Origin of the sequence: Pseudomonas algeriensis, from assembly GCF_048847255.1 — a bacterium.
Taxonomy (GTDB): Bacteria; Pseudomonadota; Gammaproteobacteria; order Pseudomonadales; family Pseudomonadaceae; genus Aquipseudomonas.
On record NZ_JBKKRK010000011.1, the window covers coordinates 77,392 to 102,906 of the forward strand.

21 protein-coding genes are annotated in these 25,515 nt (G+C 61.1%); 17 read left to right on the forward strand and 4 right to left on the reverse strand.

Annotated features, from left to right (window positions below; all coding sequences use genetic code 11):
* The first annotated feature begins 145 nt into the window (after positions 1 to 145).
* From ACLK1G_RS17490 to ACLK1G_RS17520, 7 genes are all read left to right on the forward strand, one after another.
* Positions 146 to 1,975 carry an extracellular solute-binding protein gene (locus ACLK1G_RS17490; protein WP_420766634.1) on the forward strand — a complete coding sequence of 610 codons (1,830 nt, stop codon included), beginning with the start codon at positions 146 to 148 and terminating at the stop codon, positions 1,973 to 1,975.
* Entirely contained in the window at positions 1,972 to 3,825 is a 1,854-nt protein-coding gene (locus ACLK1G_RS17495; RefSeq protein WP_420766565.1) for an extracellular solute-binding protein, read from the forward strand. The genes ACLK1G_RS17490 and ACLK1G_RS17495 overlap by 4 nt, the downstream gene beginning before the upstream one ends.
* Before the next feature lie 4 nt (positions 3,826 to 3,829).
* Entirely contained in the window at positions 3,830 to 4,906 is a 1,077-nt protein-coding gene (locus tag ACLK1G_RS17500) for a microcin C ABC transporter permease YejB (protein WP_420766566.1), read from the forward strand.
* A 1-nt stretch (position 4,907) separates the two neighbouring features.
* Positions 4,908 to 5,927, forward strand: coding sequence for an ABC transporter permease (locus ACLK1G_RS17505; RefSeq protein WP_420766567.1), 1,020 nt, complete (start codon positions 4,908 to 4,910; stop codon positions 5,925 to 5,927).
* A 1-nt stretch (position 5,928) separates the two neighbouring features.
* Complete coding sequence (locus ACLK1G_RS17510) at positions 5,929 to 7,539, forward strand: ABC transporter ATP-binding protein (protein WP_420766568.1); 1,611 nt, start codon at positions 5,929 to 5,931, stop codon at positions 7,537 to 7,539.
* 19 nt (positions 7,540 to 7,558) lie between these two features.
* Positions 7,559 to 8,353 (forward strand): enoyl-ACP reductase FabI, encoded by a 795-nt coding sequence (fabI, locus tag ACLK1G_RS17515; protein ID WP_003202751.1) that lies wholly within the window; start codon positions 7,559 to 7,561, stop codon positions 8,351 to 8,353.
* 181 nt (positions 8,354 to 8,534) lie between these two features.
* Complete coding sequence (locus ACLK1G_RS17520) at positions 8,535 to 9,359, forward strand: AraC family transcriptional regulator (protein ID WP_420766569.1); 825 nt, start codon at positions 8,535 to 8,537, stop codon at positions 9,357 to 9,359.
* 137 nt (positions 9,360 to 9,496) lie between these two features.
* Here ACLK1G_RS17520 and ACLK1G_RS17525 read toward each other — a convergent pair whose 3' ends face one another.
* Positions 9,497 to 10,084, reverse strand: coding sequence for a LysE family translocator (locus ACLK1G_RS17525; protein ID WP_420766570.1), 588 nt, complete (start codon positions 10,082 to 10,084; stop codon positions 9,497 to 9,499).
* A 174-nt stretch (positions 10,085 to 10,258) separates the two neighbouring features.
* Here ACLK1G_RS17525 and ACLK1G_RS17530 point away from each other — a divergent pair, with 174 nt between their 5' ends.
* The 4 genes from ACLK1G_RS17530 (at position 10,259) to ACLK1G_RS17545 (ending at position 14,111) form a co-directional block, all read left to right on the forward strand.
* Positions 10,259 to 11,713: a TrkH family potassium uptake protein gene (locus tag ACLK1G_RS17530; protein ID WP_420766571.1), complete on the forward strand. Its 1,455-nt coding sequence runs from the start codon at positions 10,259 to 10,261 to the stop codon at positions 11,711 to 11,713.
* Between the two features lie 64 nt (positions 11,714 to 11,777).
* Entirely contained in the window at positions 11,778 to 12,860 is a 1,083-nt protein-coding gene (locus ACLK1G_RS17535) for a bifunctional transcriptional activator/DNA repair enzyme AdaA (RefSeq protein ID WP_420766572.1), read from the forward strand.
* A gap of 22 nt (positions 12,861 to 12,882) precedes the next feature.
* A complete protein-coding gene (locus tag ACLK1G_RS17540) occupies positions 12,883 to 13,509 on the forward strand; it encodes a DNA-3-methyladenine glycosylase family protein (RefSeq protein ID WP_420766573.1) in 627 nt (208 codons plus the stop codon).
* A 113-nt stretch (positions 13,510 to 13,622) separates the two neighbouring features.
* Positions 13,623 to 14,111: a GFA family protein gene (locus ACLK1G_RS17545; protein WP_420766574.1), complete on the forward strand. Its 489-nt coding sequence runs from the start codon at positions 13,623 to 13,625 to the stop codon at positions 14,109 to 14,111.
* On the opposite strand, the gene ACLK1G_RS17550 is transcribed toward ACLK1G_RS17545, so the two are convergent.
* Positions 14,108 to 14,710 (reverse strand): MiaE family protein, encoded by a 603-nt coding sequence (locus ACLK1G_RS17550; RefSeq protein WP_420766575.1) that lies wholly within the window; start codon positions 14,708 to 14,710, stop codon positions 14,108 to 14,110. The genes ACLK1G_RS17545 and ACLK1G_RS17550 overlap by 4 nt on opposite strands.
* Positions 14,711 to 14,868: 158 nt before the next feature.
* Between ACLK1G_RS17550 and ACLK1G_RS17555 the strand changes: the two genes are divergently transcribed.
* Positions 14,869 to 15,732 carry a universal stress protein gene (locus ACLK1G_RS17555; protein ID WP_420766576.1) on the forward strand — a complete coding sequence of 288 codons (864 nt, stop codon included), beginning with the start codon at positions 14,869 to 14,871 and terminating at the stop codon, positions 15,730 to 15,732.
* Positions 15,733 to 15,815: 83 nt separating this feature from the next.
* Here the strand turns inward: ACLK1G_RS17555 and ACLK1G_RS17560 are convergent, their stop codons facing one another.
* Positions 15,816 to 16,286: a DUF1289 domain-containing protein gene (locus ACLK1G_RS17560; protein WP_420766577.1), complete on the reverse strand. Its 471-nt coding sequence runs from the start codon at positions 16,284 to 16,286 to the stop codon at positions 15,816 to 15,818.
* 407 nt (positions 16,287 to 16,693) lie between these two features.
* Here ACLK1G_RS17560 and acnB point away from each other — a divergent pair, with 407 nt between their 5' ends.
* Complete coding sequence (gene acnB, locus ACLK1G_RS17565) at positions 16,694 to 19,303, forward strand: bifunctional aconitate hydratase 2/2-methylisocitrate dehydratase (RefSeq protein ID WP_249877324.1); 2,610 nt, start codon at positions 16,694 to 16,696, stop codon at positions 19,301 to 19,303.
* Positions 19,304 to 19,584: 281 nt separating this feature from the next.
* Here acnB and ACLK1G_RS17570 read toward each other — a convergent pair whose 3' ends face one another.
* On the reverse strand, positions 19,585 to 20,865 hold the full coding sequence (locus ACLK1G_RS17570; RefSeq protein ID WP_420766578.1) for a serine/threonine transporter: 1,281 nt from the start codon (positions 20,863 to 20,865) through the stop codon (positions 19,585 to 19,587).
* A gap of 286 nt (positions 20,866 to 21,151) precedes the next feature.
* Between ACLK1G_RS17570 and ACLK1G_RS17575 the strand changes: the two genes are divergently transcribed.
* From ACLK1G_RS17575 to ACLK1G_RS17590, 4 genes are all read left to right on the forward strand, one after another.
* On the forward strand, positions 21,152 to 22,117 hold the full coding sequence (locus ACLK1G_RS17575) for a 2-hydroxyacid dehydrogenase (protein WP_420766579.1): 966 nt from the start codon (positions 21,152 to 21,154) through the stop codon (positions 22,115 to 22,117).
* A gap of 145 nt (positions 22,118 to 22,262) precedes the next feature.
* Complete coding sequence (locus ACLK1G_RS17580) at positions 22,263 to 23,330, forward strand: phosphotransferase family protein (protein ID WP_420766580.1); 1,068 nt, start codon at positions 22,263 to 22,265, stop codon at positions 23,328 to 23,330.
* A 24-nt stretch (positions 23,331 to 23,354) separates the two neighbouring features.
* The gene (locus ACLK1G_RS17585; protein WP_003180553.1) at positions 23,355 to 24,122 is read left to right on the forward strand and encodes an SDR family oxidoreductase; all 768 of its coding nucleotides are present in this window, start codon (positions 23,355 to 23,357) and stop codon (positions 24,120 to 24,122) included.
* Positions 24,123 to 24,352: 230 nt separating this feature from the next.
* A complete protein-coding gene (locus ACLK1G_RS17590) occupies positions 24,353 to 25,465 on the forward strand; it encodes a Gfo/Idh/MocA family protein (protein ID WP_420766581.1) in 1,113 nt (370 codons plus the stop codon).
* Positions 25,466 to 25,515: the final 50 nt, after the last annotated feature.

Here is a 25,515-nt window from a genome sequence, read left to right on the forward strand (position 1 = left end):
AGCTTGCTCCCTCGCCACGAATGCATTCTCGCCCCGGCTTCGCCTAATCTGAGAGGCTTTGGCCCACCGCCTTTTTCCCGCCCATACAAGCTGTTACTGTACAGGCCATAAATGCCCAAGCCGCCTGGATCGGATCCCAGACTTGATACGCCCCCTCCTCCTGCTCCTGATCAGCCTGGCATCGAGCCCTGCCGCCGACGCTACCATCAGCGAAAGCCATGGCTATGCGCAGTTCGGCACGCTGAAATACCCGGCCCGGTTCACCCACTTCGACTGGGTCAACCCGCAAGCGCCCAAGGGCGGCACCTTGCGGATCATGGCGTTTGGCACCTTCGATACCCTCAATCCCTATACATTCAAGGGCAGCAGCCCGGTTTCCACGCCGAACTTCCTGCAATACGGCATCAATGAGCTGAACGAACCGCTCATGGTAGGCACTGGCCAATATGCGCCCTCAGGGGATGAGCCAACGTCGAGTTACGGCTTGATCGCCCAGTCGGTGGAGTACAGCGAGGACCGCAGCTGGGTGGTGTTCAACCTGCGGCCCGAAGCGCGCTTTCATGATGGCGTGCCGATCACTGCCTATGACGTCGCGTTTTCCTACCGAACGCTGCTCAAAGATGGCCATCCGCAATACCGGACCAATTTGCAGGAAGTGCTGCGGGTGGATGTCCTCAACCCGCTGAAAATCCGCTTCGTGTTCAAGCGCTCGGGCAATCCGCTGCTGATCCTGCGCCTGGGTGAGCTGCCGGTGTTGCCGCAACATTATTGGAAAGACCGCGATTTCAAGGCGACCACCTTCGAGCCGCCGTTGGGCAGCGGGCCTTATCGCATCACCAAAGTGCAGCCAGGTCGCCAATTGGTGTTCGAGCGAGTCAAGGACTACTGGGGCAAGGATCTGCCGGTCAATCGTGGCAAGTACAACGTCGATCGAATGGAAGTGGATTTCTACCGAGACAGCGGCGTCGCCTTCGAAGCCTTCAAGGCCGGTGAGTTTGACATCTACATCGAGCACCAGGCCAAGAACTGGGCCAACGGGTACAACTTTCCGGCGGTGAACCGTGGCGATGTGATCAAGGCGCAGATTCCCCACCAGATTCCGACCCAGACCCAGGGCCTGTTCATGAACACCCGGCGCGCCACCTTCGGCGAGGTCAAGGTCCGAGAAGCCCTGGGGTTGATGTTCGATTTCGAATGGACCAACCGCACCCTGTTCAGCGGCGCGTACAAACGAACCCTCAGCTATTACCCCAACAGCGAATTCTCCGCCACTGGCCTGCCCGTCGGCCACGAGTGGCTGTTGCTCAAACCTTACCGTGAACAACTGCCCCCTCGATTACTGACCGAGCCCTTCAGCCTGCCCCAAACCGACGGGCGCGGCATTCCCCGGGAAACCCTGCGCAGGGCCCTTGGCCTGCTGAGGGAAGCCGGCTGGACCCTCAACGGCCAGCACCTGCTCAACGCCGACGGCCAACCCCTGCGCTTCGAGATCCTGCTGGTCAACCCGAACCTGGAGCGCATCCTGCAGCCCTACGTCGAAAACCTGGCCAGCATTGGCATCCAGGCCCGAGTGCGCACAGTGGATCGTGCCCAGTACAAGCAGCGATTGGACCAGTTCGACTTCGACATGATTTTGCTGACCCTGGGCCAGACCCTCAGCCCGGGCCTTGAACAATGGCAGTATTTCCACTCCAGCCAGGTCGGGGTCAAGGGCAGCAAGAACTACGCAGGGATCGCCAATCCGGTGGTTGACCATCTGCTGGAAAAACTGCTCTCCGCCCAGACCCGCGACGAACAAGTCGCCGCCGGCAAGGCCCTGGACCGGGTCCTGCTGTGGCAGCATTACTGCATTCCCAACTGGTATATCAATTACCATCGCCTGGCGTATCGCAACCGGTTCGCCTTTGTCACCACGCCGCCCTACACCCTGGGCCTGAGCGCGTGGTGGCTGAAATCTTCGGAGAAAGATCAATGAAGCCTCTACGCGCCCTGCTTCTGCAGGCCGGCAGTTTGTTATTCGCCGGGCTGGCCTGCGCCGCGCCGCAGCACGCCGTGACCTTGTACAACGAGCCACCAAAGTACCTGGCCAATTTCAAGCATTTCGACTACGTGAACCCCGATGCCCCCAAGGGCGGAATATTCCGTCAGGGTGGCTTTGGCAGCTTCGACAGCCTCAACCCATTCATCAGCAAAGGCGTACCCGCCGATGACATCGGCCTGATCTACGACACCTTGGCCAAGCAAGGCCTGGATGAGCCCTTCACCGAATACGGCCTGGTCGCGGAAAAAATCGAGAAAGCGCCGGACAACGGCTGGGTGCGCTTTTACCTGCGCCCCGAAGCGCGCTTCAACGACGGCCACCCCATGCGCGCCGAAGATGTCGTGTTCAGCTTCGAGACCCTGACCAAGGATGGCGCGCCGATGTTCCGCGGCTATTACAACGATGTGGCCGAGGTCATCGCCGAAGACCCACTCAAGGTTCTGTTCAAGTTCAAGCACACCCATAACCGTGAACTGCCGCTGATCCTCGGCCAACTGCCGGTATTGCCCAAGCATTGGTGGGCCAGCCGCGATTTCAGCAAGGGCAACCTGGAAATCCCCCTGGGCAGCGGGCCCTACAAGGTCACCGAAGTGAAGGCCGGACGTTCGATCCGCTATGAGCGGGTGAAGGATTATTGGGGCAAGGACCTGCCGGTGAACCGCGGTTTCTATAACTTCGACGTATTGACCACCGACTATTACCGCGACAACACCGTGGCGGTGGAAGCCCTCAAGGCCGGACAGTTCGATTACTGGCTGGAAATGACCGCGAAGAACTGGGCCAACGCCTACAACATCCCCGCCGTGACCGAAGGCCGCCTGATCAAGGAACAGATTCCCAACGGCAACCCTACGGGCATGCAAGGCTTCATCTTCAACCTGCGCCGCCCGGTGTTCCAGGATGTACGGGTGCGCCAGGCCCTGAGCCTGCTGTTGGACTTCGAATGGACCAACAAGCAATTGTTCAACGGTGCCTACGCCCGCACCCGCAGCTATTTCGAGAATTCGGAAATGGCCGCCACCGGGTTGCCCGGCGAAGACGAGCTGAAGATTCTCGAACCCTTGCGCGGCAAGATTCCCGAGCAAGTCTTCACCGAAGCCTTCCAACCATCGGTCTGCGACGGCAGCGGCATGATCCGCGACCAGCAACGCAAGGCCTATCAGCTGTTGCAGGAAGCCGGCTGGCGCATCGTCGATGACAAGATGGTCGATGCCCAAGGTAAGCCGGTGGTGCTGGAGTTCCTGCTGGCCCAGACCGAATTCGAACGGGTCCTGCTGCCCTTCAAACGCAACCTGAGTGACCTGGGCATCGAACTGGTGATCCGCCGCGTCGACGTGTCGCAATACATCACCCGCGTGCGCTCGCGGGACTTCGATATGGTGGTGGGCAGCTTTCCGCAATCCAGCTCGCCAGGAAACGAGCAGCGCGAATTCTGGATGTCGGCCGCTGCGGACAAACCCGGCAGCCGCAACACCATGGGCCTCAAGGACCCTGCCGTGGACCAACTGGTGGAACAGTTGATCAACGCTGACTCGCGCAAGAGCCTGGTGGCCCATGCCCGGGCGTTGGACCGGGTCCTGCAATGGGGCTATTACGTAATTCCCAACTGGCACATCAAGACCTGGCGCGTGGCCTACTGGAACCACATCGGCCACCCGAAAGTCACGCCGACCTATGACATCGGCACCACTACATGGTGGGTCAAGCCGGAGGTCAAGCCAGCCGATGAGGTAGAAAAGCAGGTCATCGAGCAGCAAATCGCCGCTCCCGAGAGTGTGGAGTAACCCGATGCTGGCTTATATTTTTCGGCGGCTGTTGCTCATCATCCCGACGCTGTTCGGCATCCTGCTGATCAACTTCGTCATCATCCAGGCCGCGCCCGGCGGCCCGGTGGAGCAGATGATCGCCAAGCTCGAAGGGTTCGAAGGCGCCACCAGCCGCATCGCTGGCGGCGGTGCCGAGGTATCGGTGGCAGGTTCGTCCTCCTACCGCGGCGCCCAGGGCCTGGACCCGGCGCTGGTCAAGGAAATCGAGCGCATGTACGGCTTCGACAAGTCCGCCCCGGAGCGCCTGTGGATCATGATCAAGAACTACGCCCGCCTGGACTTCGGTGACAGTTTCTTCCGCGACGCCAAGGTCATCGACCTGATCAAGGAAAAGATGCCCGTGTCCATCTCCCTCGGGCTATGGAGCACACTGATCATGTACCTGGTGTCCATTCCCCTGGGGATCGCCAAGGCGACGCGGCACGGCAGTCATTTCGATGTGTGGACCAGTTCGGCGATCATCGTCGGCTATGCGATCCCGTCGTTCCTGTTTGCCATCCTGTTGATCGTGGTGTTTGCCGGCGGCAGCTATTTCGACTGGTTCCCGCTGCGTGGGCTGACATCCAACAACTTTGATGAACTGACCCTGGGCGGCAAGATCCTCGACTATTTCTGGCACCTGGCCTTGCCAGTGACCGCGCTGGTGATCGGCAACTTCGCCACCATGACGCTGCTGACGAAGAACAGCTTCCTCGATGAAATCAACAAGCAATATGTGGTCACCGCCAAGGCCAAGGGCCTGACCCGCAACCGCGTGCTGTATGGCCATGTGTTTCGCAACGCAATGTTGTTGGTGATCGCCGGCTTTCCTTCGGCCTTCATTGGCATTTTCTTCACCGGCTCGCTGCTGGTGGAAGTGATCTTCTCCCTCGACGGCCTGGGCCTGATGAGTTTCGAAGCCGCGATCAACCGCGACTACCCCGTGGTATTCGGCACACTGTTCATCTTCACCTTGCTGGGGCTGGTGGTGAAATTGATTGGCGACCTGACCTACACCTTCGTCGATCCGCGCATCGATTTCGAAAGCCGGGAGCATTGAGATGAACCTGTCCCCTCTCAATCGCCGCCGTTTCGAACTGTTCAAGGCCAACAAGCGCGGCTGGTGGTCGCTGTGGCTGTTCCTGGTGCTGTTCGTGCTGAGCCTGGGCGCCGAGCTGATCGCCAACGACAAACCGCTGGTGGTGCATTACGACGGCGGCTGGTATTTCCCAGCCCTAAAGCGCTACCCCGAGACCACCTTTGGCGGCGAATTCCCGCTGGAGGCCAACTACAAGAGCCCGTACATCCGTGAGTTGCTGGCCGCCAAGGACGCCTGGGTGGTGTGGGCACCGATTCCGTTCAGCTACCAGAGCATCAACTACGACCTGAAAGTCCCGGCACCGGCGCCACCCTCCTCGGTGAACTGGCTCGGTACCGATGACCAGGGGCGCGATGTGCTGGCGCGGGTGATCTACGGTTTTCGTATCTCGGTGCTGTTTGCCCTGACGCTGACGTTGCTCAGCTCGATCATCGGGGTGATCGCCGGTGCCCTGCAGGGTTTCTACGGGGGCTGGGTGGACCTGGCCGGCCAGCGCTTCCTGGAGATCTGGTCCGGGTTGCCGGTGCTGTACCTGCTGATCATCCTCGCCAGTTTCGTCCAGCCCAACTTCTGGTGGCTACTGGGCATCATGCTGCTGTTTTCCTGGATGAGCCTGGTGGACGTCGTGCGCGCCGAGTTCCTGCGCGGCCGCAATCTGGAATACGTGCGCGCCGCTCGGGCATTGGGCATGCAGAACGGCGCGATCATGTTCCGCCACATCCTGCCCAACGCCATGGTCTCGACCATGACGTTCATGCCGTTCATCCTCACCGGCGCCATCGGCACCCTCACCGCCCTGGATTTCCTCGGCTTCGGCCTGCCGGCGGGCGCGCCTTCCCTGGGCGAGCTGGTAGCCCAGGGCAAGTCCAACCTCCAGGCGCCGTGGCTGGGCATCAGCGCGTTCGCCGTACTGGCGATCATGCTGAGCCTGCTGGTGTTCATCGGCGAGTCCGCTCGCGATGCCTTCGATCCGAGGAAGTGAAATGAACCAGGACAATCTGATCGAAGTACGCGACCTGGCGGTGGAGTTCGTCGTCGGCGAACGCCGCCAGCGGGTGGTCGAAGGCGTCAGCTTCGACATCAAGCGAGGCGAAACCCTGGCCCTGGTGGGCGAAAGCGGTTCGGGCAAGTCCGTGACGGCCCACTCCATCCTGCGCTTGCTGCCCTATCCGCTGGCCCATCATCCCACCGGAACCATCCAGTACGCGGGCCAGGACCTGCTGGGCCTGAAGGAAAAAACCATCCGCCATATTCGCGGCAACCGGATCGCGATGATTTTCCAAGAGCCGATGACGTCGCTGAATCCCTTGCACTGCATCGAAAAACAGCTCAACGAAGTGCTCGGCATCCACAAGGGCCTGACTGGCAAGGTCGCTACCCGCCGCTCCCTTGAACTGTTGGAGCTGGTCGGCATTCCTGATCCGCACAAGCGCCTCAAGGCCCTGCCCCATGAACTGTCCGGTGGCCAGCGGCAACGGGTGATGATCGCCATGGCCTTGGCCAATGAGCCGGAACTGCTGATCGCCGACGAACCGACCACCGCGCTGGACGTCACCGTGCAGCTGAAAATCCTCGAACTGCTCAAGGATTTGCAGGCACGCCTGGGCATGTCGCTGCTGCTTATCAGCCACGATTTGAACCTGGTGCGAAGAATTGCGCACCGCGTATGTGTCATGCAGCGCGGTTGCATCGTCGAACAGGCATCGTGCGCAGAGTTGTTCCGCGCGCCGCAACATCCGTACACTCGGGAATTACTGGCCGCCGAGCCCAGCGGCAACCCGGCAAACAACGTCGTCGGCCCGCCGCTGTTGCAGGTCGAGGACCTGAAAGTCTGGTTCCCGATCAAGAAAGGCGTGTTCAAGCGTACGGTGGATTACATCAAGGCGGTGGACGGAATCCGCTTCAGCCTGCCCCAGGGCCAGACCTTGGGCATCGTCGGCGAAAGTGGTTCCGGAAAGTCGACCCTGGGGCTGGCGATCTTGCGGTTGATCGGCAGCCAGGGCGCGATCCGCTTCGAGGGCCAGCAGCTCGACTGCCTGTCACAGCAGCAGGTCCGGCCGCTGCGCCGGGAGATGCAAGTGGTGTTTCAGGACCCGTTCGGCAGCCTGAGCCCACGGATGTGTGTGAGCCAGATCGTCGGCGAAGGGTTGCGGATCCACAAGATCGGCACCCCGGCAGAACAGGAACAAGCGATAATCGCGGCATTGAAGGAGGTAGGCCTGGACCCGGAAACCCGGAACCGCTACCCCCATGAATTTTCCGGAGGGCAACGGCAGCGCATCGCCATTGCCCGGGCCCTGGTGCTCAAGCCGGCGTTGATTCTGCTGGATGAGCCGACGTCGGCCCTGGACCGTACCGTGCAACGCCAGGTGGTGGAGCTGTTGCGGTCGCTGCAAACCAAGTACAACCTGACGTACCTGTTTATCAGCCATGACCTGGCTGTCGTCAAAGCGCTGAGCCACCAGCTGATGGTGGTCAAGCATGGCCAAGTGGTCGAACAAGGTGATGCCCGCAGCATATTCGCCGCGCCGCAACACCCCTATACACAGCAGTTGCTGGAGGCCGCCTTCCTGGCCCCAACAACTGCCGAATAACCTGAAAGAGGAGCAACACATGGGTTTTCTCGCCGGTAAGCGCGTACTGATCGTCGGTGTCGCCAGCAAGCTGTCCATCGCATCCGGCATCGCTGCCGCCATGCATCGCGAGGGCGCTGAGCTTGCCTTCACTTATCAGAACGACAAACTCAAGGGTCGTGTCGAAGAGTTCGCGCAAGGCTGGGGTTCGAGCCCGGAGCTGTGCTTCCCATGCGACGTGGCCAGCGATGAAGAAATCGCCAAGGTCTTCGAAGAACTGAGCAAGAAGTGGGATGGCCTGGACTGCATCGTGCACTCCGTGGGCTTCGCCCCGGGCGACCAGTTGGACGGCGACTTCACCGAAGCCACCACCCGCGAAGGCTTCCGCATCGCCCACGACATCAGCGCCTACAGCTTCGTGGCCCTGGCCAAAGCCGGCCGCGAAATGATGAAAGGCCGCAACGGCAGCCTGCTGACCCTGTCGTACCTGGGCGCCGAGCGCACCATGCCGAACTACAACGTCATGGGGATGGCCAAGGCCTCCCTGGAAGCGGGCGTTCGCTACCTGGCCGGCTCCCTGGGCCCGGACGGCACCCGCGTGAACTGCGTATCGGCCGGCCCGATCCGCACCCTCGCCGCTTCCGGCATCAAGAATTTCCGCAAGATGCTGGCCGCCAACGAAGCGCAAACCCCGCTGCGTCGCAACGTCACCATCGAAGAAGTCGGCAACGCCGGCGCCTTCCTGTGCTCTGACCTGGCGTCGGGCATCAGCGGTGAAATCATGTACGTGGACGGCGGCTTCAACACCACCGCCATGGGCAACATCGAAGAGTAATCTTCGCGTTGCAACAAAAACGCCGCTTGGCCTGGAAAGGTCAAGCGGCGTTTTTTTGCTCTGCACGTTATCTGTGGAAGCGAACTTGCAACCCAGTCCAGACCCGCACCGATCTCGAACGGGCATTTTTGGGCGCAGGCGAATACACTCAGGCACAGCCAACAAAACAGGACATCGACCGATGAAGCCCGCCAACCATGACGCTGCCCCACGTTTCTGGCACGACGCGGCGCTGCCTTTCATCGAAGCCCGGGCCATCGCCGATGGGCGCAAGGTCTGTTATTCGCGTCACTCCCACGACCATTTCTCGATCGGTGCGATCACTGCCGGGCGCAGCACGTATCTGCATGAGCAGTCGAGCTTCCAGGTCGGGGGTGGCACGGTGGTGCTGATGAATCCTGGCGACGTCCACGCCTGCAATCCCATCGACAATCAACCCTGGTCCTACGTGATGCTGTATGTCGATACCCAATGGCTAAGGGACCTGCAACGGCGGATCGGCTTTGATCCGTCCATGGAGTTCCAGGCGTTCGACACCACCCACAGCCGCGATGCCGCGCTTTTCTCCGGCCTGTGCGAGCTTTACGAAATACTGGTGGATGAACAGGTCGATACCCGCGCCAAAAAAGATGCCGTCGAGGCGTTTTTCACCGACCTCCAGCATCGGCTCAATCCGGCCGGGCGCCCGGACCGGGGCAGTCACCCTGCTTTGATGCGGGCCGCGCAGTTCATCCATGACCATTGCACCGAAGCCCTTAAGCTCGAGGATATCTGCGCGTTTGCACAGCTCTCGCCGTCCTACTTGAGCCGGGCCTTCAAGCGTCACTACGGTATGACGCCCCACGCTTTCCTGATCAATCGCCGGATCCAATTCGCCCGTCGCCAATTGCGCGAGGGCAAGTTGATTGCCGATGTCGCGCTGCAAAGCGGTTTTGCCGACCAGGCGCATTTCCAACGGGCATTCAAGCAACACCTGGCCGCCACGCCCGGGCAATACCGAGGCTGACACTGCCCCGTCCCGTGGCGAGGGAGCTTGCTCCCGCTGGGCTACGGAGTAGCCCTCGATTCCAAGCGACCGCTGCGCAGTCGAGCGGGAGCGAGCTCCCTCGTCCCGACAGCGCTCCAACCCCAAGGACGGGTTGCTCACGGCAACAACAGATACACCGCGCTCGCCACCAGCAACGCCGCCATGGCCCGATTGAACAGGCGCATGGTCACCGGATTCCCCAGCCAGGTACGCAGGAAGCTGCCGGCGTATGCCCAGCAGCCCACGGACAGGTAGCAGATCACCAAATAGATCGCCGCGAACTGCCACACCAGCGATGCCTCGCCATCGGCGACGAAAGCGCCCATCCCCGCCACGCAGGCCAGCCAGGCCTTGGGGTTGAGCCACTGCATCAGTGCGCCGTAGATCATCGACGGCGCGCGCCCTTCGTCCCGCTCACCCAGCTCGCCGTTGTCCATCGCCAGCTTCCAGGCCATGAACAACAGGAACGCCACCCCCGCCAGTTGCACCACGCGGGTGAGCCCTGGCCAGCGCTGCAAGACTTCGTGCAACCCCAACCCCATCAAGACCAGCAGCAGGACAAACCCCAGGGTGGCGCCGGCGACGTGGCGCAAGGTGGCGCGCAAACCGTACCGTGCGCCGGAACTGAGGGCCACGATATTGACCGGGCCCGGCGTAATGGACGCGACCAGCGCAAAGGTCGCCATGGATAATATCAAGCTCATCACATATCTTCTTCGTTTGAGGAAAGAGGCCCCAAGTTAAACGGGTTGCCCGCACGGGTATTGAAGAAAACTGCCTTCGTCATCAAGCACGCCCGCTTCTTTTTTTACGCAAACTTTACGCGCTGACCGACTCGCCAAATCGATACTGTGCAGCTTTTGAATCAGGCGTTATCCATGTCCATAGCGGTTCTGCGTCTCATCGGTTTCATCCTTGGGATTTTCCTGATCACCCTCGCGGTCAGCATGGCGATTCCGCTGTTCACGCTGATGTTCTACGAGCGCAACGATGACTTGTCGGCGTTTCTCTGGTCGAGCCTGATCACTTTTGTCTGCGGTGTGGCACTGGTCGCCCGTGGAAGACCGGAACAGGCCCAGATGCGGCCCCGGGAAATGTACCTGCTGACCACCGCCAGTTGGGTATTCGTCTGTGCGTTCGCCGCCCTGCCAATGGTGCTCATTCAGCACATCAGCTACACCGATGCGTTTTTCGAGACCATGTCCGGCATCACTACCACCGGCTCGACCATCCTGACCGGTTTGGACACGGCATCGCCCGGCCTGTTGATATGGCGCTCGATGCTGCACTGGCTTGGTGGAATCGGCTTTATCGGCATGGCCGTGGCGGTCCTGCCGTTATTGCGGGTCGGTGGCATGCGGCTGTTCCAGACCGAATCTTCGGATTGGTCGGAGAAAGTCACGCCGCGCTCGCATGTCGCGGCCAACTACATCCTGTGGATCTACGTAGGCTTGACCGCGCTCTCGACGTTGGCGCTGTGGCTTGCCGGCATGACGCCTTTCGAGGCGATCAACCATGCGATGTCGCTGATTTCCACCGGAGGATTCTCCACCTCCGATGCGTCCCTCGCCCATTGGCCGCAACCGGCGGTCCATTGGGTGTCGGTGGTGGTCATGATGGCGGGGGCGCTGCCCTTCACGCTGTATGTGGCGACATTGCGAGGCCACCGGCGCGCCTTGCTCAAGGACCAGCAAGTCAGGGGATTCATAGGCTTTCTGGTGGTCACCTGGCTCGCGGTCGGCACCTGGCTGAGCCTGAACAGCGACCATGCATGGTGGGACGCGGTCCGTATCGTCGCGGTCAACGTCACCTCCGTGGTCACAACCACTGGCGTGGCCCTGGGGGACTACACGTTGTGGGGCAGCTTCGCCCTGCTGCTGTTCTTTTACCTGACGTTCGTCGGCGGCTGTTCGGGGTCCACGGCCGGGGGCCTGAAGATCTTTCGGTTTCAGGTCGCCAAGGTCCTGTTGATGGGCAGCTTGAAGCAATTGATCCACCCCCGGGCGGTGATCCAGAAGAAGTACAACAACCACCCCATCGACGAGGAAATCGTTCGCTCGCTGCTGACGTTTTCGTTCTTCTTCGCGATCACCATCGGCGCCATCGCCCTGGGCCTCGCGCTGATCGGCCTGGATTGGACGACCGCCTTGACCGGCGCCGCCACCGCCGTGTGCAACGTCGGCCCGGGCCTGGGCAATATCATCGGCCCGGCCGGCAACTTTTCGACCCTGCCGGACGCGGCGAAATGGCTGCTGACCCTCGGCATGCTGCTGGGACGCCTGGAGATCCTGACGGTGCTGGTGTTGTTCACGCCAGTGTTCTGGAAATATTGATATCGGCAAATTCACTGTCGATTTTTCGGTGGAGGGCTTTGGGCCACGGTTCTATGCTCCTCCCATGAACCTACAAGACTCGCTGCTCCCGCCCCACGCCGAAATGGTCCGCGCCATGCTCGAACGAGACACCGCCTACGAGGGGGTGTTTTTCACCGCGGTCAAGACCACCGGCATTTTCTGTCGTCCCAGCTGCACGGCACGCAAGCCGAAGCCGGAGAACGTGGAGTTCTTCGCCCACGCCGACGAGGCCATGTCGGCCGGCTATCGAGCCTGCCTGCGCTGCAAGCCATTGGATGCCGCGGCCATCGCACCGGCCTGGATCCAGGCGCTGCTCATGGCCGTGGATGCCGGGCCCGACGTGCGCTGGACCGATGCGCTTCTGCACGAACAGGGCATCGAACCGCTGAAGCTGCGCCGCTGGTTCAAACAGCATTTCGGCATGACTTTTCACGCCTACCTGCGGACCCGGCGCCTGGGCATCGCCTTGGGCGGAATCAAGGAAGGCGCCTCGATCGACAACGCCGCGTTCGATTCCGGCTATGAATCCCTGAGCGGTTTTCGTGATGCGTTCGTGAAGTCTTTTCATATCACCCCCGGCCGCGCCGGCCTCAGCGAACCGTTGCTGTTCACCCGACTGACAACCCCTCTGGGGCCGATGCTGGCCATGGCCGAACGTCGCGGACTGGTGCTGCTGGAATTTCTCGACCGCCCGGCCTTGACCAAAGAATTGGAAGAACTGCAGCAACGCTACGGCTACACGGTCGCCCCGGGGCATAACGCTCATTTGCAACAGATCGAAACCGAACTGGCGGATTATTTCGCCGGCAAACAAACGACTTTCCACGTGCCGCTGCACATGCCTGGCAGCGCCTTTGCAGTCCGGGTCTGGGCCGAACTGCAAAAGATCCCCTATGGCGAAACCCGCAGCTACGGCGCCGTCGCCTGCGCCCTGGGCAGCCCTGGCGCCAGCCGCGCGGTGGGCTTGGCCAACGGGCAGAATCGCCTGGCGATCGTCATTCCCTGCCATCGGGTGATCGGCGCGGACGGCGCGCTGACCGGTTACGGTGGCGGCCAGCCGCGCAAGGCGTTTCTGTTGCGGCTGGAAAAAGCCGCGGTGCAGGTTTCGTTGCCCTTGGCGTTTTGATCAGCCCCGAACAGAGATCCGGATGAGCGCGCCTTACGACGAAGCGAGTACTTTCCTGGCCAATCTTGACGAAGACTGGCGGCGTCACATCGCGTCCGTCGGCCCGTGCCTGCTGCAACCCAAGCCGGCCCGCGATCCCTATGAGGCACTGGTGCGGGCGATTGCCTACCAACAACTGCACGCCAAGGCCGGGGACGCCATTCTCGGGCGGCTTGTCGCGCTGTTTGCCCCCGCCGCGTTTCCCGCCCCCGAACAACTGTTGGCAACAGACAGCACGCTACTGCGCAGTTGCGGATTCTCCGCGAGCAAGCTCGCGACCCTCCAGGGCATCGCCCAGGCGACACTGGATGGAATCGTGCCGGATTACGCCACGGCCCGGGCCATGGACGATGAAGCACTGATCGAGCGCCTGGTCAGCCTGCGCGGCGTCGGGCGCTGGACCGTGGAGATGCTGTTGATCTACAGCCTGGAACGAGTGGATGTCTTGCCGGCGGATGACTTTGGGGTTCGCGAAGGATATCGACGGCTAAAAGGTCTGGAGACTCAGCCGAATCGCCGGCAGATCATCGCTATCGGCCAGGCCTGGAGTCCTTATCGGACGGTGGCGGCTTGGTATTTGTGGCGGGTGCCCAAAATCAAGTCCGCATGATCATTCATCGCCGGCAAGCTCTTCCACTGGCGTCGGCGCATCAACTCAAAAGTTGAGAACATCACCCCATCGAGGTTGTCCAGATTATTCAGTCCCTAACCGGAGGTCCCCCCATGCACCTCGAAGGATCCTGCCACTGCGGCGCCGTTTCGTTCAGCCTGGACAGCACCCATCCCTACCCTTACCAGCGCTGCTATTGCTCGATATGTCGCAAGACCCAGGGCGGCGGCGGTTTTGCGGTCAACCTGGGGGGCGATGCGAAAAGTCTCAAGGTGCAAGGCCGCAAGCACATCACGGTCTACCATGCGCGACTCAAGGATGAAGGCGATAAACGCGCCCATCGCAGCAGCGCCGAACGGCATTTCTGTTCGCTTTGCGGTTCGGGGTTGTGGTTGTTCAGCCCCGAGTGGCCGGAGCTGATCCATCCGTTTGCCTCAGCCATCGACACGCCGTTGCCGGTACCGCCGGAGCACACCCACCTGATGCTGGGTTCCAAGGCGCCGTGGGTGGAAGTCGAGGCGCATCCGGGCGACCAGCAGTTCGAGGTATATCCCGAGGAATCGATTGCCCAGTGGCATGAACGGTTGGGTTTGACCCGTTAGGCCGGCACGCCGCTGTGAAACCGGAACTCCCCATCCGGCGACTCGATCAGCTCGCGCTCGGCCTCGCGAACCTTGTCGATCACCTGGGCGATGTCCTTGGCGTCTCCATACTGATAAGCCAGCTTCAGATAACCCTGGAAGTGCCGGGCCTCACTTTTCAGCAAGCCGAAATAGAATTTGCCGAGTTCCTCGTCCAAATGCGGCACCAGCGCCTCGAATCGCTCGCAGCTGCGGGCTTCGATGAAGGCGCCGACCACCAGGGTGTCCACCAGTTTCACCGGCTCGTGGCTGCGCACCACTTTGCGCAAGCCCGAGGCATAGCGCCCGGCAGAGAGCTGGCGAAGACCTACCTTGCGTTTTTTCATCAGGCGCATGACCTGCTCATGATGCACCAGCTCTTCCCGGGCCAGGCGCGACATCATGTTGATCAAATCTACATGGGAATGGTACTTGGCGATCAGGCTCAGGGCGGTGCTGGCGGCCTTGAACTCGCAGTTCTTGTGGTCGATCAGCAGCGTTTCCTGATCGGCCAGCGCAGCCTGGACCCAGGCATCGGGGGTGCGGCAGCCGAGGAACTCGTGAATTTCGGGAAGGATCATGTGGCTCACGGAAAAGGTAGTCGAGCAAAGGGCGCCGATTATACCGGCCTGCCTCCAGACCACCAGTCACACCGATTGATATGCATCAAGTCGACGCGTCATCCATAGCAACTATAGTTGAGCAACGCCATGCCTCTTTATTGCTGGAGACGCCGATCATGCAAGCCATTCGCAGCATCCTGGTGGTCATCGAACCCGAACATTCGGAAAGCCTTGCGCTCAAGCGCGCCAAATTGATCGCCGGAGTAACCCAGGCTCATCTGCATCTGCTGGCATGCGACAAACACCACGATCATGCCGGCCTGCTCAGCGTGCTGAAAAGCGCATTGCTGGCCGACGGCTATAGCGTCACCACCGAACAGGCCTGGAACGAAAGCCTCTACGAAACCATCATCGACGTGCAGCAGGCCGAAGGCTGTGGCCTGGTCATCAAGCAACACTTCCCGGACAGCCCATTGAAAAAAGCCCTGCTGACCCCGGCGGACTGGAAGTTGCTGCGCCATTGCCCGACTCCGGTGCTGCTGGTCAAGACGTGCGGTTCCTGGAAAGACCGGGTCATCCTGGCGGCAGTCGATGTCGGCAATGCCGATGGCGAGCATCGTCACCTGCACTCGACCATCATCGATCACGGCTATGACATTGCCCTCCTGGCCAAGGCGCACCTGCATGTAATCAGCGCCCACCCGTCACCGATGCTCTCGTCGGCCGACCCGACCTTCCAGCTCAAGGAAACCATCGAAGCGCGTTATCGCGAACAATGCCGGGCGTTCCAGGCCGAGTTCGACATCGATGACCAGCATCTGCACATCCAGGAAGGCCCGGCGGACGTATTGATTCCCTACATGGCCCACAAGCTTCAGGCCGCGGTCACCGTGATTGGCACCGTGGCGCGCTCCGGCTTGTCAGGCGTGTTGATCGGCAACACCGCCGAAGCCGTGCTCGATGCGCTGGAAAGCGATGTGCTGGTGCTCAAGCCACAGGAAGTCGAAGACCACCTGGTGGAGTTGGCGTACAAGGGTTGAGGCTTTGTGGATTCAGCCGAGTTTCCGTGGCGAGGGAGCTTGCTCCCTCGCCACAAAAGCTATCTGGTCCGAATGACAGGCTGTCAGCCGTCCATCGCATCCTTGAGGAACCCCGGCGCGATATAACGTTGGTAATGCGCTTCGGACAGGAGGAAGAATTCCCGATCAATGGCATCTCGCAGGTCCGGCAGGTCCCAATCGCGAAACTCCGGCAACAGGACCATGCCGTACGCTTCCAGGTTATTGATCACCCGCGCGCCCCGGGCGATCAGTTGATAGGCCCAGCAATATTCCGATTGGTGCGGCACGAAGCGGATCTTGCGCGCCTCCAGTTGCTGACGCAGCAACGCCGGGTCGAAAACCTCCAGCTTCGCCACCATTACCTGCACCAGCAGTTGCTCGAGCCGCATCCACACCGCGCGTTTTTCTTCCTCGTTGTAGCCGTTCCAGTGGATCACTTCATGGTGGAACCGCTTGCAGCCACGGCAGACCAGATCACCGTAGACAGTGGAACAGAGGCCGACGCAGGGGGTCTTGATGAGCTGGTTGGGCATAAGGCAACGCACACGCAAAAACAGGACAGACGGGCATGTTAGCCCTTTGTCTAAGATTGATCACCCCTCAAACCTGGAAGCCCAACTTACCTTTAATTTTTTTTTCCCGTAGAATCAGCCAGCCTTTTAAGGCGCCAATGTCCGTTAGAAGCTGTTTTCAAAGCGTCACGAGCACAGTCGTTCCTTCAGAGCGGTGTTGGCGAAGGGTCTTTCCAGCGGGGAAAGCCCAACGCCAACCCTCATCAGCTCCCCGTTCTGCAGGCGTAAAACTTTGAAAGCAGCTTCTGTGAGGAACTCCGTCAACTCTGGCGTGGAGGCCCAAAAAGCCCCTGTCGCGCATGAGTGCCGTGAGTTTCTGGATGAGCGTCCCGGACACCCATTTGGGACCACTGATGAGGGTAATAACTGTGCTTGAAGCCTACCGCAAACATATCGAAGAGCGTGCAGCCCTGGGTATCGTTCCCCAGCCGCTTAACGCCGAACAAACCGCAGGCCTGATCGAGCTGCTGAAGAATCCTCCGGCTGGCGAAGAAGCCTTCCTCGTTGACCTGATCACCAATCGTGTTCCGCCAGGCGTCGACGAAGCCGCCTACGTCAAGGCCGGCTTCCTGTCCGCCCTGGCCAAGGGCCAGGCCCAATCCCCTCTGTTGGACAAGAAGCGCGCTGTAGAACTGCTCGGCACCATGCAGGGTGGCTACAACATCGTGACCCTGGTCGAGCTGCTGGACGACGCCGAGCTGGCGCCAGTCGCCGCCGAAGAACTCAAGCACACCCTGCTGATGTTCGACGCCTTCCACGACGTGGCTGAAAAAGCCAAGAACGGCAACGTTCACGCCAAGGCCGTGCTGCAATCCTGGGCTGACGGCGAGTGGTTCAAGAAGCGCCCGGTGCTGGCCGACAAGATCAGCCTGCGCGTGTTCAAGGTCACCGGCGAAACCAACACCGACGACCTGTCCCCTGCCCCGGACGCCTGGTCGCGTCCTGACATCCCGCTGCACGCCCTCGCCATGCTGAAAATGGCCCGTGACGGCATCGTTCCGGACGAGCAAGGCAAGACCGGCCCGATGAAGCAGATCGAAGAAATGCGCGGCCAGGGCTTCCCGATCGCCTACGTCGGCGACGTGGTGGGTACCGGCTCCTCGCGTAAATCGGCCACCAACTCGGTGCTGTGGTTCTTCGGCGACGACATTCCCTACGTGCCGAACAAGCGCGCAGGCGGTTTCTGCTTCGGCAGCAAGATCGCACCGATCTTCTACAACACCATGGAAGATGCCGGCGCACTGCCGATCGAGTTCGACGTGTCGAACATGAACATGGGCGACGTGATCGACCTGTACCCGCACGCCGGCAAAGTCTGCAAGCACGGCACCGACGAAGTCATCACCACCTTCGAAATGAAGACCCCGGTGCTGTTGGACGAAGTCCGCGCTGGTGGCCGCATTCCGCTGATCATCGGCCGTGGCCTGACCGAGAAGGCTCGCGCCGAACTGGGCCTGCCACCGTTCGACCTGTTCAAGAAGCCTGAAGCGCCTGCTGAAAGCACCAAGGGTTTCACCCTGGCGCAGAAGATGGTCGGCAAGGCTTGCGGCCTGGCAGAAGGCCAAGGCGTTCGTCCTGGCACCTACTGCGAACCGAAAATGACCACCGTGGGTTCCCAGGACACCACAGGTCCCATGACCCGTGACGAACTGAAAGACCTGGCGTGCCTGGGCTTCTCGGCTGACCTGGTGATGCAGTCCTTCTGCCACACCGCGGCCTATCCAAAGCCGATCGACGTCACCACCCACCACACCCTGCCTGACTTCATCATGACCCGCGGCGGCGTTTCCCTGCGTCCGGGCGACGGCATCATCCACTCGTGGCTCAACCGCATGCTGCTGCCAGACACCGTGGGCACCGGTGGCGACTCGCACACCCGTTTCCCAATGGGCATCTCGTTCCCGGCCGGTTCCGGCCTGGTCGCGTTCGCCGCTGCCACCGGCGTCATGCCGCTGGACATGCCGGAATCGATCCTGGTGCGCTTCAAAGGCAAGATGAAACCTGGCATCACCCTGCGTGACCTGGTTCATGCCATTCCTTACTTCGCTATCCAGAACGGTCTGCTGACCGTCGAGAAGAAAGGCAAGAAAAACGCCTTCTCCGGCCGCATCCTGGAAATCGAAGGCCTGGAAGGCTTGACCCTGGAGCAGGCGTTCGAGTTGTCCGACGCCTCGGCCGAACGTTCGGCTGCCGGTTGCACCATCAAGCTGTCGAAAGAGTCGATCACCGAGTACCTGCAGTCCAACATCACCTTGCTGCGCTGGATGATCGGCGAAGGCTACGGCGATGCGCGTACCCTGGAACGTCGCGCGCAAGCGATGGAAGCCTGGATCGCCAACCCGCAACTGATGGAAGCCGATGCCGACGCCGAATACGCCGAAGTCATCGAAATCGATCTGGCCGACATCAGCGAGCCTGTGCTCTGCGCGCCGAACGACCCGGACGACGCCCGTCTGCTGTCCAGCGTTGCTGGCGAGAAGATCGACGAAGTGTTCATCGGTTCGTGCATGACCAACATCGGTCACTTCCGCGCTGCCGGTAAACTGCTGGATCAGGTCAAGGGTCAGCTGCCAACCCGTCTGTGGCTGTCGCCACCGACCAAGATGGACGCTCACCAACTGACCGAAGAAGGCTACTACGGCATCTACGGCAAGGCCGGTGCTCGGATGGAAATGCCAGGCTGCTCGCTGTGCATGGGTAACCAGGCACGCGTCGAGCCGAACTCCACCGTGGTGTCGACTTCGACCCGTAACTTCCCGAACCGTCTGGGTGACGGCGCGAATGTCTATCTGGCCTCGGCCGAACTGGCATCCGTAGCGTCCATCCTGGGTCGCCTGCCGACCGTCGAGGAGTACATGGAATATGCCGGCAAGATCGACAGCATGGCAGCGGACGTGTACCGCTACCTGAGCTTCGACCAGATCGCCGAGTTCCGTGAAGCGGCTGCAAACGCCAACATCCCGGTCGTCCAAGCGTAACGCTTAAGACGCCCGCCTAAAAACGCCGCCCCTCTCACGAGGGGCGGCGTTTTTTTATGCCTGGGATTTCACTGTCGGATGAAACTGTGGGAGCGGGCTTGCTCTCACAGGGATTGAGCATGAACACAAATTTTGAGAACACCCCAAAACCAATGTGGGAGCGAGCTTGCTCGCGATGGCGGCGGCACAGCCAACATCCTTGCCGACTGACCCACCGCTTTCGCGAGCAAGCTCGCTCCCACAGGGATCTATGCCGGACGCAACACCCACAAAAACGCAGGTCAGGCCAAGAGGGAATAGACCAACGCAGTAATCGCCACCAAACCCACCGCCACCACAAAAACATTCGACGCTTGTCCGCGATAACGAGCCATGGCCGGGACCTTGCGGATGGCGTACATCGGCATCAGGAACAGAATCGCCGCGATCACCGGGCCGCCCAGGGTTTCGATCATGCCCAGGATGCTTGGGTTGAGAGTGGCGACAACCCAACACACCACCAGCATGAACGCTGCCGTGAGGCGGTCCAGGGTCTTGGGGGCTGGGCGGCGGCCGCTCTTGACGATCAAGCCCTTGAGGCCTTCGCTGGCGCCGATGTAATGCCCGAGGAAGGATTTGGCGATCGCCACGAAAGCAATCAACGGCGCCGCGAAGGCGATGGTCGGGTTGCTGAAGTGGTTGGCCAGGTACGACAGGATCGACAGGTTCTGCGCCTTGGCCTCGGCCAGTTGTGCCGGGGACAGGGTCAGCACGCAGCTGAACACGAAGAACAGCACCATTACGACCATCAGCACATGGGCGCGCGACAGGATTTGCGCACTGCGCTTTTCAGCGTCATTGCCGTAGCGGCGTTTCTGGTCCACTGCGAATGCCGAGATGATCGGCGAATGGTTGAATGAGAACACCATCACCGGAATCGCCAGCCACAAGGTATGCAGCAACGCCGAAGGCTGCGGCACCGTCGACGCCGTGCTCAGGATCCCGCCGTTCCAATGGGGCACCAGGAACACCGCCAGAAACAACAGCGCCACGATAAATGGATAGACCATCAGGCTCATGGCCTTGACGATGACCTGCTCGCCGCAGCGGACCACGGCCAGCAGGCCGAGGATGAGCATCAGCGACAACAAGGCCCGGGGCGGCGGCTGCACGTGCAGCTGGTGTTCCAGGAAACTGCCGACCGTGTTGGTCAGCGCCACGCTGTAGATCAGCAAGATCGGGAAGATGGCGAAGAAGTACAACAGCGTGATCAGCGCACCGGCCTTGATACCGAAATGCTCTTCCACCACCTCGGTGATGTCCGCGCCGTCGCGGCCGGACAATACAAAACGGGTCAAGCCCCGATGCGCATAGAACGTCATGGGGAACGCCAGCACCGCCAGCACCAGCAGCGGCCAGAAACCGCCAAGGCCGGCATTGATCGGTAAGAACAGCGTGCCGGCACCAATGGCGGTGCCAAACAGGCCCAGCATCCAGGTCGTGTCTTGGCGACTCCATTGGCTGAGGGTGGCTGGGGCTGTCGTTTCAAAGCGCTCTTCGACGCTGTTGGCCTGATCATTCATCCGGTCGGATCTCCGCTTTCCGGTCACATGCACCCGGCCGGGACGAGTCGGAAAAACCCGACAGGCAGCGCCCCTGGCCGAAACAGGGGCGCGATTGTCCGGGATTAACGAGCAGAAGCAAAGACTTAGCTGAGGAGCGGTTCTGCGGAGCAGCGTTTTTCAGTTCGCCCCCACAAGAACAGCGCAGCAGGACAAATGATCATAAAAAAGCCCAGGCCATCCCTCCCGCCGGCTCCTACAATCAGGTTGAATATCGATGATCGAAAAGCGCCTACAGGAGCCCAGCATGACCGCAACCGTTCTGGTACTGGTTGAAACCGTCAACGAATACCTGCCAATCCTGGAGCGCCAGGGTTATCACTTGGAATTGGCGCCCACGCCCGCCGAACGCAAGACAGCGATTTTCGAACACGGCGACCGGTTCAGCGCGGTGTTGACCCGTGGCCCCCTCGGTTTGACGGCTGAAGAAATGACGGCTTTGCCCAACCTCAGGATCATCTGTGTAATCGGCGCCGGTTATGAGCAAGTGGACCTGCAAGCCGCCAGCGAGCGAGGCATCGTCGTCACCAACGGTGCCGGGGTCAATGCCTCCTCGGTGGCCGACCATGCCATGGCGTTGTTGCTGGCGTTGGTGCGCGATGTGCCTCGATCCGACGCGGCCCTGCGCCGTGGCGAGTGGCCGCGAACCATGCGCCCTTCCCTCGCGGGCAAGCACCTGGGCATCCTGGGGCTCGGCGCCGTGGGCATGGCCATTGCCAAGCGGGCCGCCCTCGGTTTCGACATGAAGGTCAGCTACCACAACCGTCGCGTGCGCAGCGATGTGCCCTACGCCTTCTGCGCCACCCCCACCGAGCTCGCCAGGGTGTCGGATTTCCTGATTGTCGCCACGCCCGGAGGCCTGGACACCCGCCAATTGATCAACAAGCAAGCCCTCGATGCCCTGGGGCCCCACGGTTTCTTGGTGAATATCGCCCGGGCCAGCGTGGTCGCCACGACCGAACTCATCAGCGCCCTTGAACACCGACGAATTGCCGGGGCTGCGCTGGATGTGTTCGATCACGAGCCCGAAGTGCCTGACGCCCTGAAACACTTGCCCAATGTCGTGCTCACGCCCCACGTGGCCGGCCTGTCGCCGGAAGCGACACGCGCCACGGTGGAGTTGGTGGGTGAGAACCTGAACGCGTTCTTTTCCGGCAAGCCGGTGCTGACGCCAGTGCAGCTACCCGATGCGCAGGCTTGCGTTGACCGGTAGGCCAGACGCAACCACGGCTCATCAAATCCGCTGATCACCCAGCAACACGCTAACCTATAAGACCCCGGCGTGCTTGTGACGGCTGCCGCACGCCATTAGATTAGCCAATGATCGATGGCCTCCAAAATAAGCAGAAGGGATAAGCATGGCAGTTACTGATCAGTCCACCCGCGTGCGCGACGGTGAAGAACTCGATGCCAACCTGATCGACCCGTACCTCAAGGCCCACATTCCTGGCTTGGCCGGCACGCCGGTGATCAGCCAGTTTCCCGGTGGCGCGTCAAACCTGACGTACCTGCTCGAATACCCCGAACAGGAGTTCGTCCTGCGCCGGCCCCCGTTCGGTCACAAGGCCAAATCGGCCCACGACATGGGCCGTGAGTTCCGCATCCTCAATCAATTGCGTGAAGGTTTTCCGTACTGCCCGAAAGCCTACGTCCATTGCACCGACGAGTCGGTGATGGGCGCCGAGTTTTACGTGATGGAGCGGGTCAAGGGCATCATTTTGCGCTCCGAGCTGCCACCGGAACTGGGCTTCGACGCCGCCCGCACCGAAGCATTGTGCAAGAGCTTCATCGACCGGCTTGTCGAGCTGCACCGCGTCGACTACACCGCTTGCGGCCTGGCCGACCTGGGCAAGCCCGAGGGCTACGTGGCCCGGCAGATCCGTGGTTGGAGCGACCGCTACGACAAGGCCTTGACGCCCGATGCGCCGAAATGGGAGACGGTCAAGGCCTGGCTCAACGACAAGATGCCCGCCGACCATCCAACATCGAGCATCGTCCACAACGACTACCGCTTCGACAATGTCATCCTGGACCCGGACAACCCGATGCAGATCATCGGCGTGCTGGATTGGGAACTGACCACCCTCGGCGATCCGTTGATGGACCTGGGCAACAGCCTCGCCTACTGGATCGAAGCCGGTGATCCGGCGCCCGTGCAACTGATGCGGCGCCAGCCAAGCCACGCGCCGGGCATGCTGACCCGCCGTGAGTTCGTCGATTACTACGCCGAACGCGCCGGGATCCGCATCGACAACTTCGACTTCTACTACACCTATGGACTGTTCCGCCTGGCCGGTATCGTCCAGCAGATCTACTACCGCTTTTTCCATGGCCAGACCCAGGACAAACGCTTCGCGCAGTTCGTTCAGATGAACAAGCTGCTGGAGCAGATGAGCCTGCAAGTCATCAGCAAATCCACGCTCTGAGCGCACCTATAACAAGGAAACAGCATGTCCAAGACCCAGTTGTTCGACCTCGACGGTAAGATCGCTTTCGTTTCCGGCGCCAGCCGCGGCATCGGCGAAGCCATCGCCAAACTGCTGGCCCAGCAAGGCGCCCACGTGATCGTCTCCAGCCGCAAGCTCGATGGTTGCCAGCATGTCGCTGACGCCATCATCGCTGCCGGCGGCAAGGCCACCGCCATTGCCTGTCACATTGGTGAAATGGAGCAGATCAGCCAGGTGTTCGCCGGCATCCGCGAACAGTTCGGGCGTCTGGATATCCTGGTGAATAACGCCGCCACCAACCCGCAATTCTGCAACGTGCTGGACACCGACCTGGGCGCGTTCCAGAAAACCGTGGACGTGAACATTCGCGGCTATTTCTTCATGTCGGTGGAGGCCGGCAAGCTGATGCGCGAAAACGGTGGCGGCAGCATCATCAACGTGGCGTCGATCAACGGCATTTCTCCGGGAATCTTTCAGGGCATCTACTCGGTCACCAAGGCCGCGGTGATCAACATGACCAAGGTCTTCGCCAAGGAATGCGCGCAGTTCGGCATCCGCTGCAACGCCCTCCTGCCGGGCCTGACCGATACCAAGTTTGCCTCGGCGCTGGTCAAGAACGACGCCATCCTCAAAACCGCCCTGGCGCAGATTCCCCTCAAGCGTGTGGCCGACCCGAGCGAAATGGCCGGCGCGGTGTTGTACCTGGCGAGCGACGCGTCGAGCTATACCACGGGCGTGGCGTTGAATGTGGATGGCGGGTTCCTTTCCTGACAACGAGCCGCGAGGCAGACCTTTGGAATTCCCGTGGGAGCGAGCTTGCTCGCGATAGCGTTGCATCAGGCACAACAGTATCGGCTGATCCACCGCAATCGCGAGCAAGCTCGCTCCCACAAGGGACGCTGAGCGGCAACAGAATGAATATTTATTCCAGTATTTGCAATTAGCGAATATTTATTCCATAAAGAGCCCTCCTGAAAATAAAAATTCAAAGGGCTCTTCTCATGCGTGAACTCGGCATCGGTCTGATTGGCACTGGTTTCATGGGCCGTGCCCATGCCTTGGCGTTCCACAATGCCAAGGCGGTGTTCGACCTCCCCTTGAACCTGAAACTGGCGGCCCTGGCCGACGCCGATCCGCAGCGTGCCCGGCAATGCGCCCAGAGCTGGGGGTTCGAGACGGCTCACAGTGACTGGCAACGGCTGATCGACGACCCGAAGGTTCATTTGGTCGCCATCACCACGCCCAATCATTTGCACTTTCCGATGGCCATGGCCGCGTTGGCGGCGGGCAAGCCGGTCTATTGTGAAAAGCCGTTGGCGGTATCCCTGGAACAGGCCGAGCAGATGCGCCAGGCAGCCAAGGCGGCTGGCGTGGTGACGCGGGTCGGCTACAACTACCAGCACAACCCGATCATCCAACTGGCGCGGGGGATGATCCAGCGCGGAGAGCTTGGACAGATCATCAGTTTCCAGGGCGAATTCAGCGAAGATTTCATGGCCGACCCGGCCTCACCCTGGTCGTGGCGCTGCGAGGCCGCGCATGCCGGTGGCGCGCTGGCGGACCTGGGCAGCCATCTCCTGGCGATGGCGCGGCATTTGTTGGGCGAGGTAGAGGCTGTGTGTGCCGACAGCCAGACCGTGCACAAACAGCGTCCTGCCAAGGTTGGCAGCACCGAACAACGCGCGATCGCGGTGGATGATCAGGTCAGTGCACTGCTGCGCTTTGCCAGCGGCGCCCGGGGCACGGTGAGCAGCAGTTGGCTCAAGCACGGCTGCAAGAATCACCTGAGCTTCGAAATCAGCGGCACACTCGGCACGCTGGCGTTCGACCAGGAAAGGCTGAACGAGCTTCGGGTGTGCCGCGCCGGCCAGGCGGGTTTCCAGCGACTGCTGGCCGGCCCGGATCTACCCGGCTATGCCGCGTTCAGCCCTGCCGCCGGGCACCAGCTGGGCTACAACGAACTGAAGACGTTGGAGGTGCAGGAGTTGATCATGGCCTTAGCCGGCGAAGGCGCCAACGGAACGGATTTCGAGGAAGCCTGGGAAGTGGAGCGGCTGGCGTCGGCGATTCGCCTGGCGGCACTGGAACAGCGTTGGGTTAAGGTTAGCGAATAGTCACGGCCCGCCGCTGACCTGCTTTTGTGGCGAGGGGATTTATCCCCGCT

Excerpts from the sequence above, each read along its gene's own strand:
- ACLK1G_RS17495 (WP_420766565.1), top strand. The coding sequence starts at position 1,972 with ATGAAGCCTCTACGCGCCCTGCTTCTGCAGGCCGGCAGTTTGTTATTC.
- ACLK1G_RS17500 (WP_420766566.1), top strand. The coding sequence starts at position 3,830 with ATGCTGGCTTATATTTTTCGGCGGCTGTTGCTCATCATCCCGACGCTG.
- ACLK1G_RS17505 (WP_420766567.1), top strand. The coding sequence starts at position 4,908 with ATGAACCTGTCCCCTCTCAATCGCCGCCGTTTCGAACTGTTCAAGGCC.
- ACLK1G_RS17510 (WP_420766568.1), top strand. The coding sequence starts at position 5,929 with ATGAACCAGGACAATCTGATCGAAGTACGCGACCTGGCGGTGGAGTTC.
- fabI (WP_003202751.1), top strand. The coding sequence starts at position 7,559 with ATGGGTTTTCTCGCCGGTAAGCGCGTACTGATCGTCGGTGTCGCCAGC.
- ACLK1G_RS17520 (WP_420766569.1), top strand. The coding sequence starts at position 8,535 with ATGAAGCCCGCCAACCATGACGCTGCCCCACGTTTCTGGCACGACGCG.
- ACLK1G_RS17525 (WP_420766570.1), bottom strand. The coding sequence starts at position 10,084 with ATGAGCTTGATATTATCCATGGCGACCTTTGCGCTGGTCGCGTCCATT.
- ACLK1G_RS17530 (WP_420766571.1), top strand. The coding sequence starts at position 10,259 with ATGTCCATAGCGGTTCTGCGTCTCATCGGTTTCATCCTTGGGATTTTC.
- ACLK1G_RS17535 (WP_420766572.1), top strand. The coding sequence starts at position 11,778 with ATGAACCTACAAGACTCGCTGCTCCCGCCCCACGCCGAAATGGTCCGC.
- ACLK1G_RS17540 (WP_420766573.1), top strand. The coding sequence starts at position 12,883 with ATGAGCGCGCCTTACGACGAAGCGAGTACTTTCCTGGCCAATCTTGAC.
- ACLK1G_RS17545 (WP_420766574.1), top strand. The coding sequence starts at position 13,623 with ATGCACCTCGAAGGATCCTGCCACTGCGGCGCCGTTTCGTTCAGCCTG.
- ACLK1G_RS17550 (WP_420766575.1), bottom strand. The coding sequence starts at position 14,710 with ATGATCCTTCCCGAAATTCACGAGTTCCTCGGCTGCCGCACCCCCGAT.
- ACLK1G_RS17555 (WP_420766576.1), top strand. The coding sequence starts at position 14,869 with ATGCAAGCCATTCGCAGCATCCTGGTGGTCATCGAACCCGAACATTCG.
- ACLK1G_RS17560 (WP_420766577.1), bottom strand. The coding sequence starts at position 16,286 with ATGCCCAACCAGCTCATCAAGACCCCCTGCGTCGGCCTCTGTTCCACT.
- ACLK1G_RS17570 (WP_420766578.1), bottom strand. The coding sequence starts at position 20,865 with ATGAATGATCAGGCCAACAGCGTCGAAGAGCGCTTTGAAACGACAGCC.
- ACLK1G_RS17575 (WP_420766579.1), top strand. The coding sequence starts at position 21,152 with ATGACCGCAACCGTTCTGGTACTGGTTGAAACCGTCAACGAATACCTG.
- ACLK1G_RS17580 (WP_420766580.1), top strand. The coding sequence starts at position 22,263 with ATGGCAGTTACTGATCAGTCCACCCGCGTGCGCGACGGTGAAGAACTC.
- ACLK1G_RS17585 (WP_003180553.1), top strand. The coding sequence starts at position 23,355 with ATGTCCAAGACCCAGTTGTTCGACCTCGACGGTAAGATCGCTTTCGTT.
- ACLK1G_RS17590 (WP_420766581.1), top strand. The coding sequence starts at position 24,353 with ATGCGTGAACTCGGCATCGGTCTGATTGGCACTGGTTTCATGGGCCGT.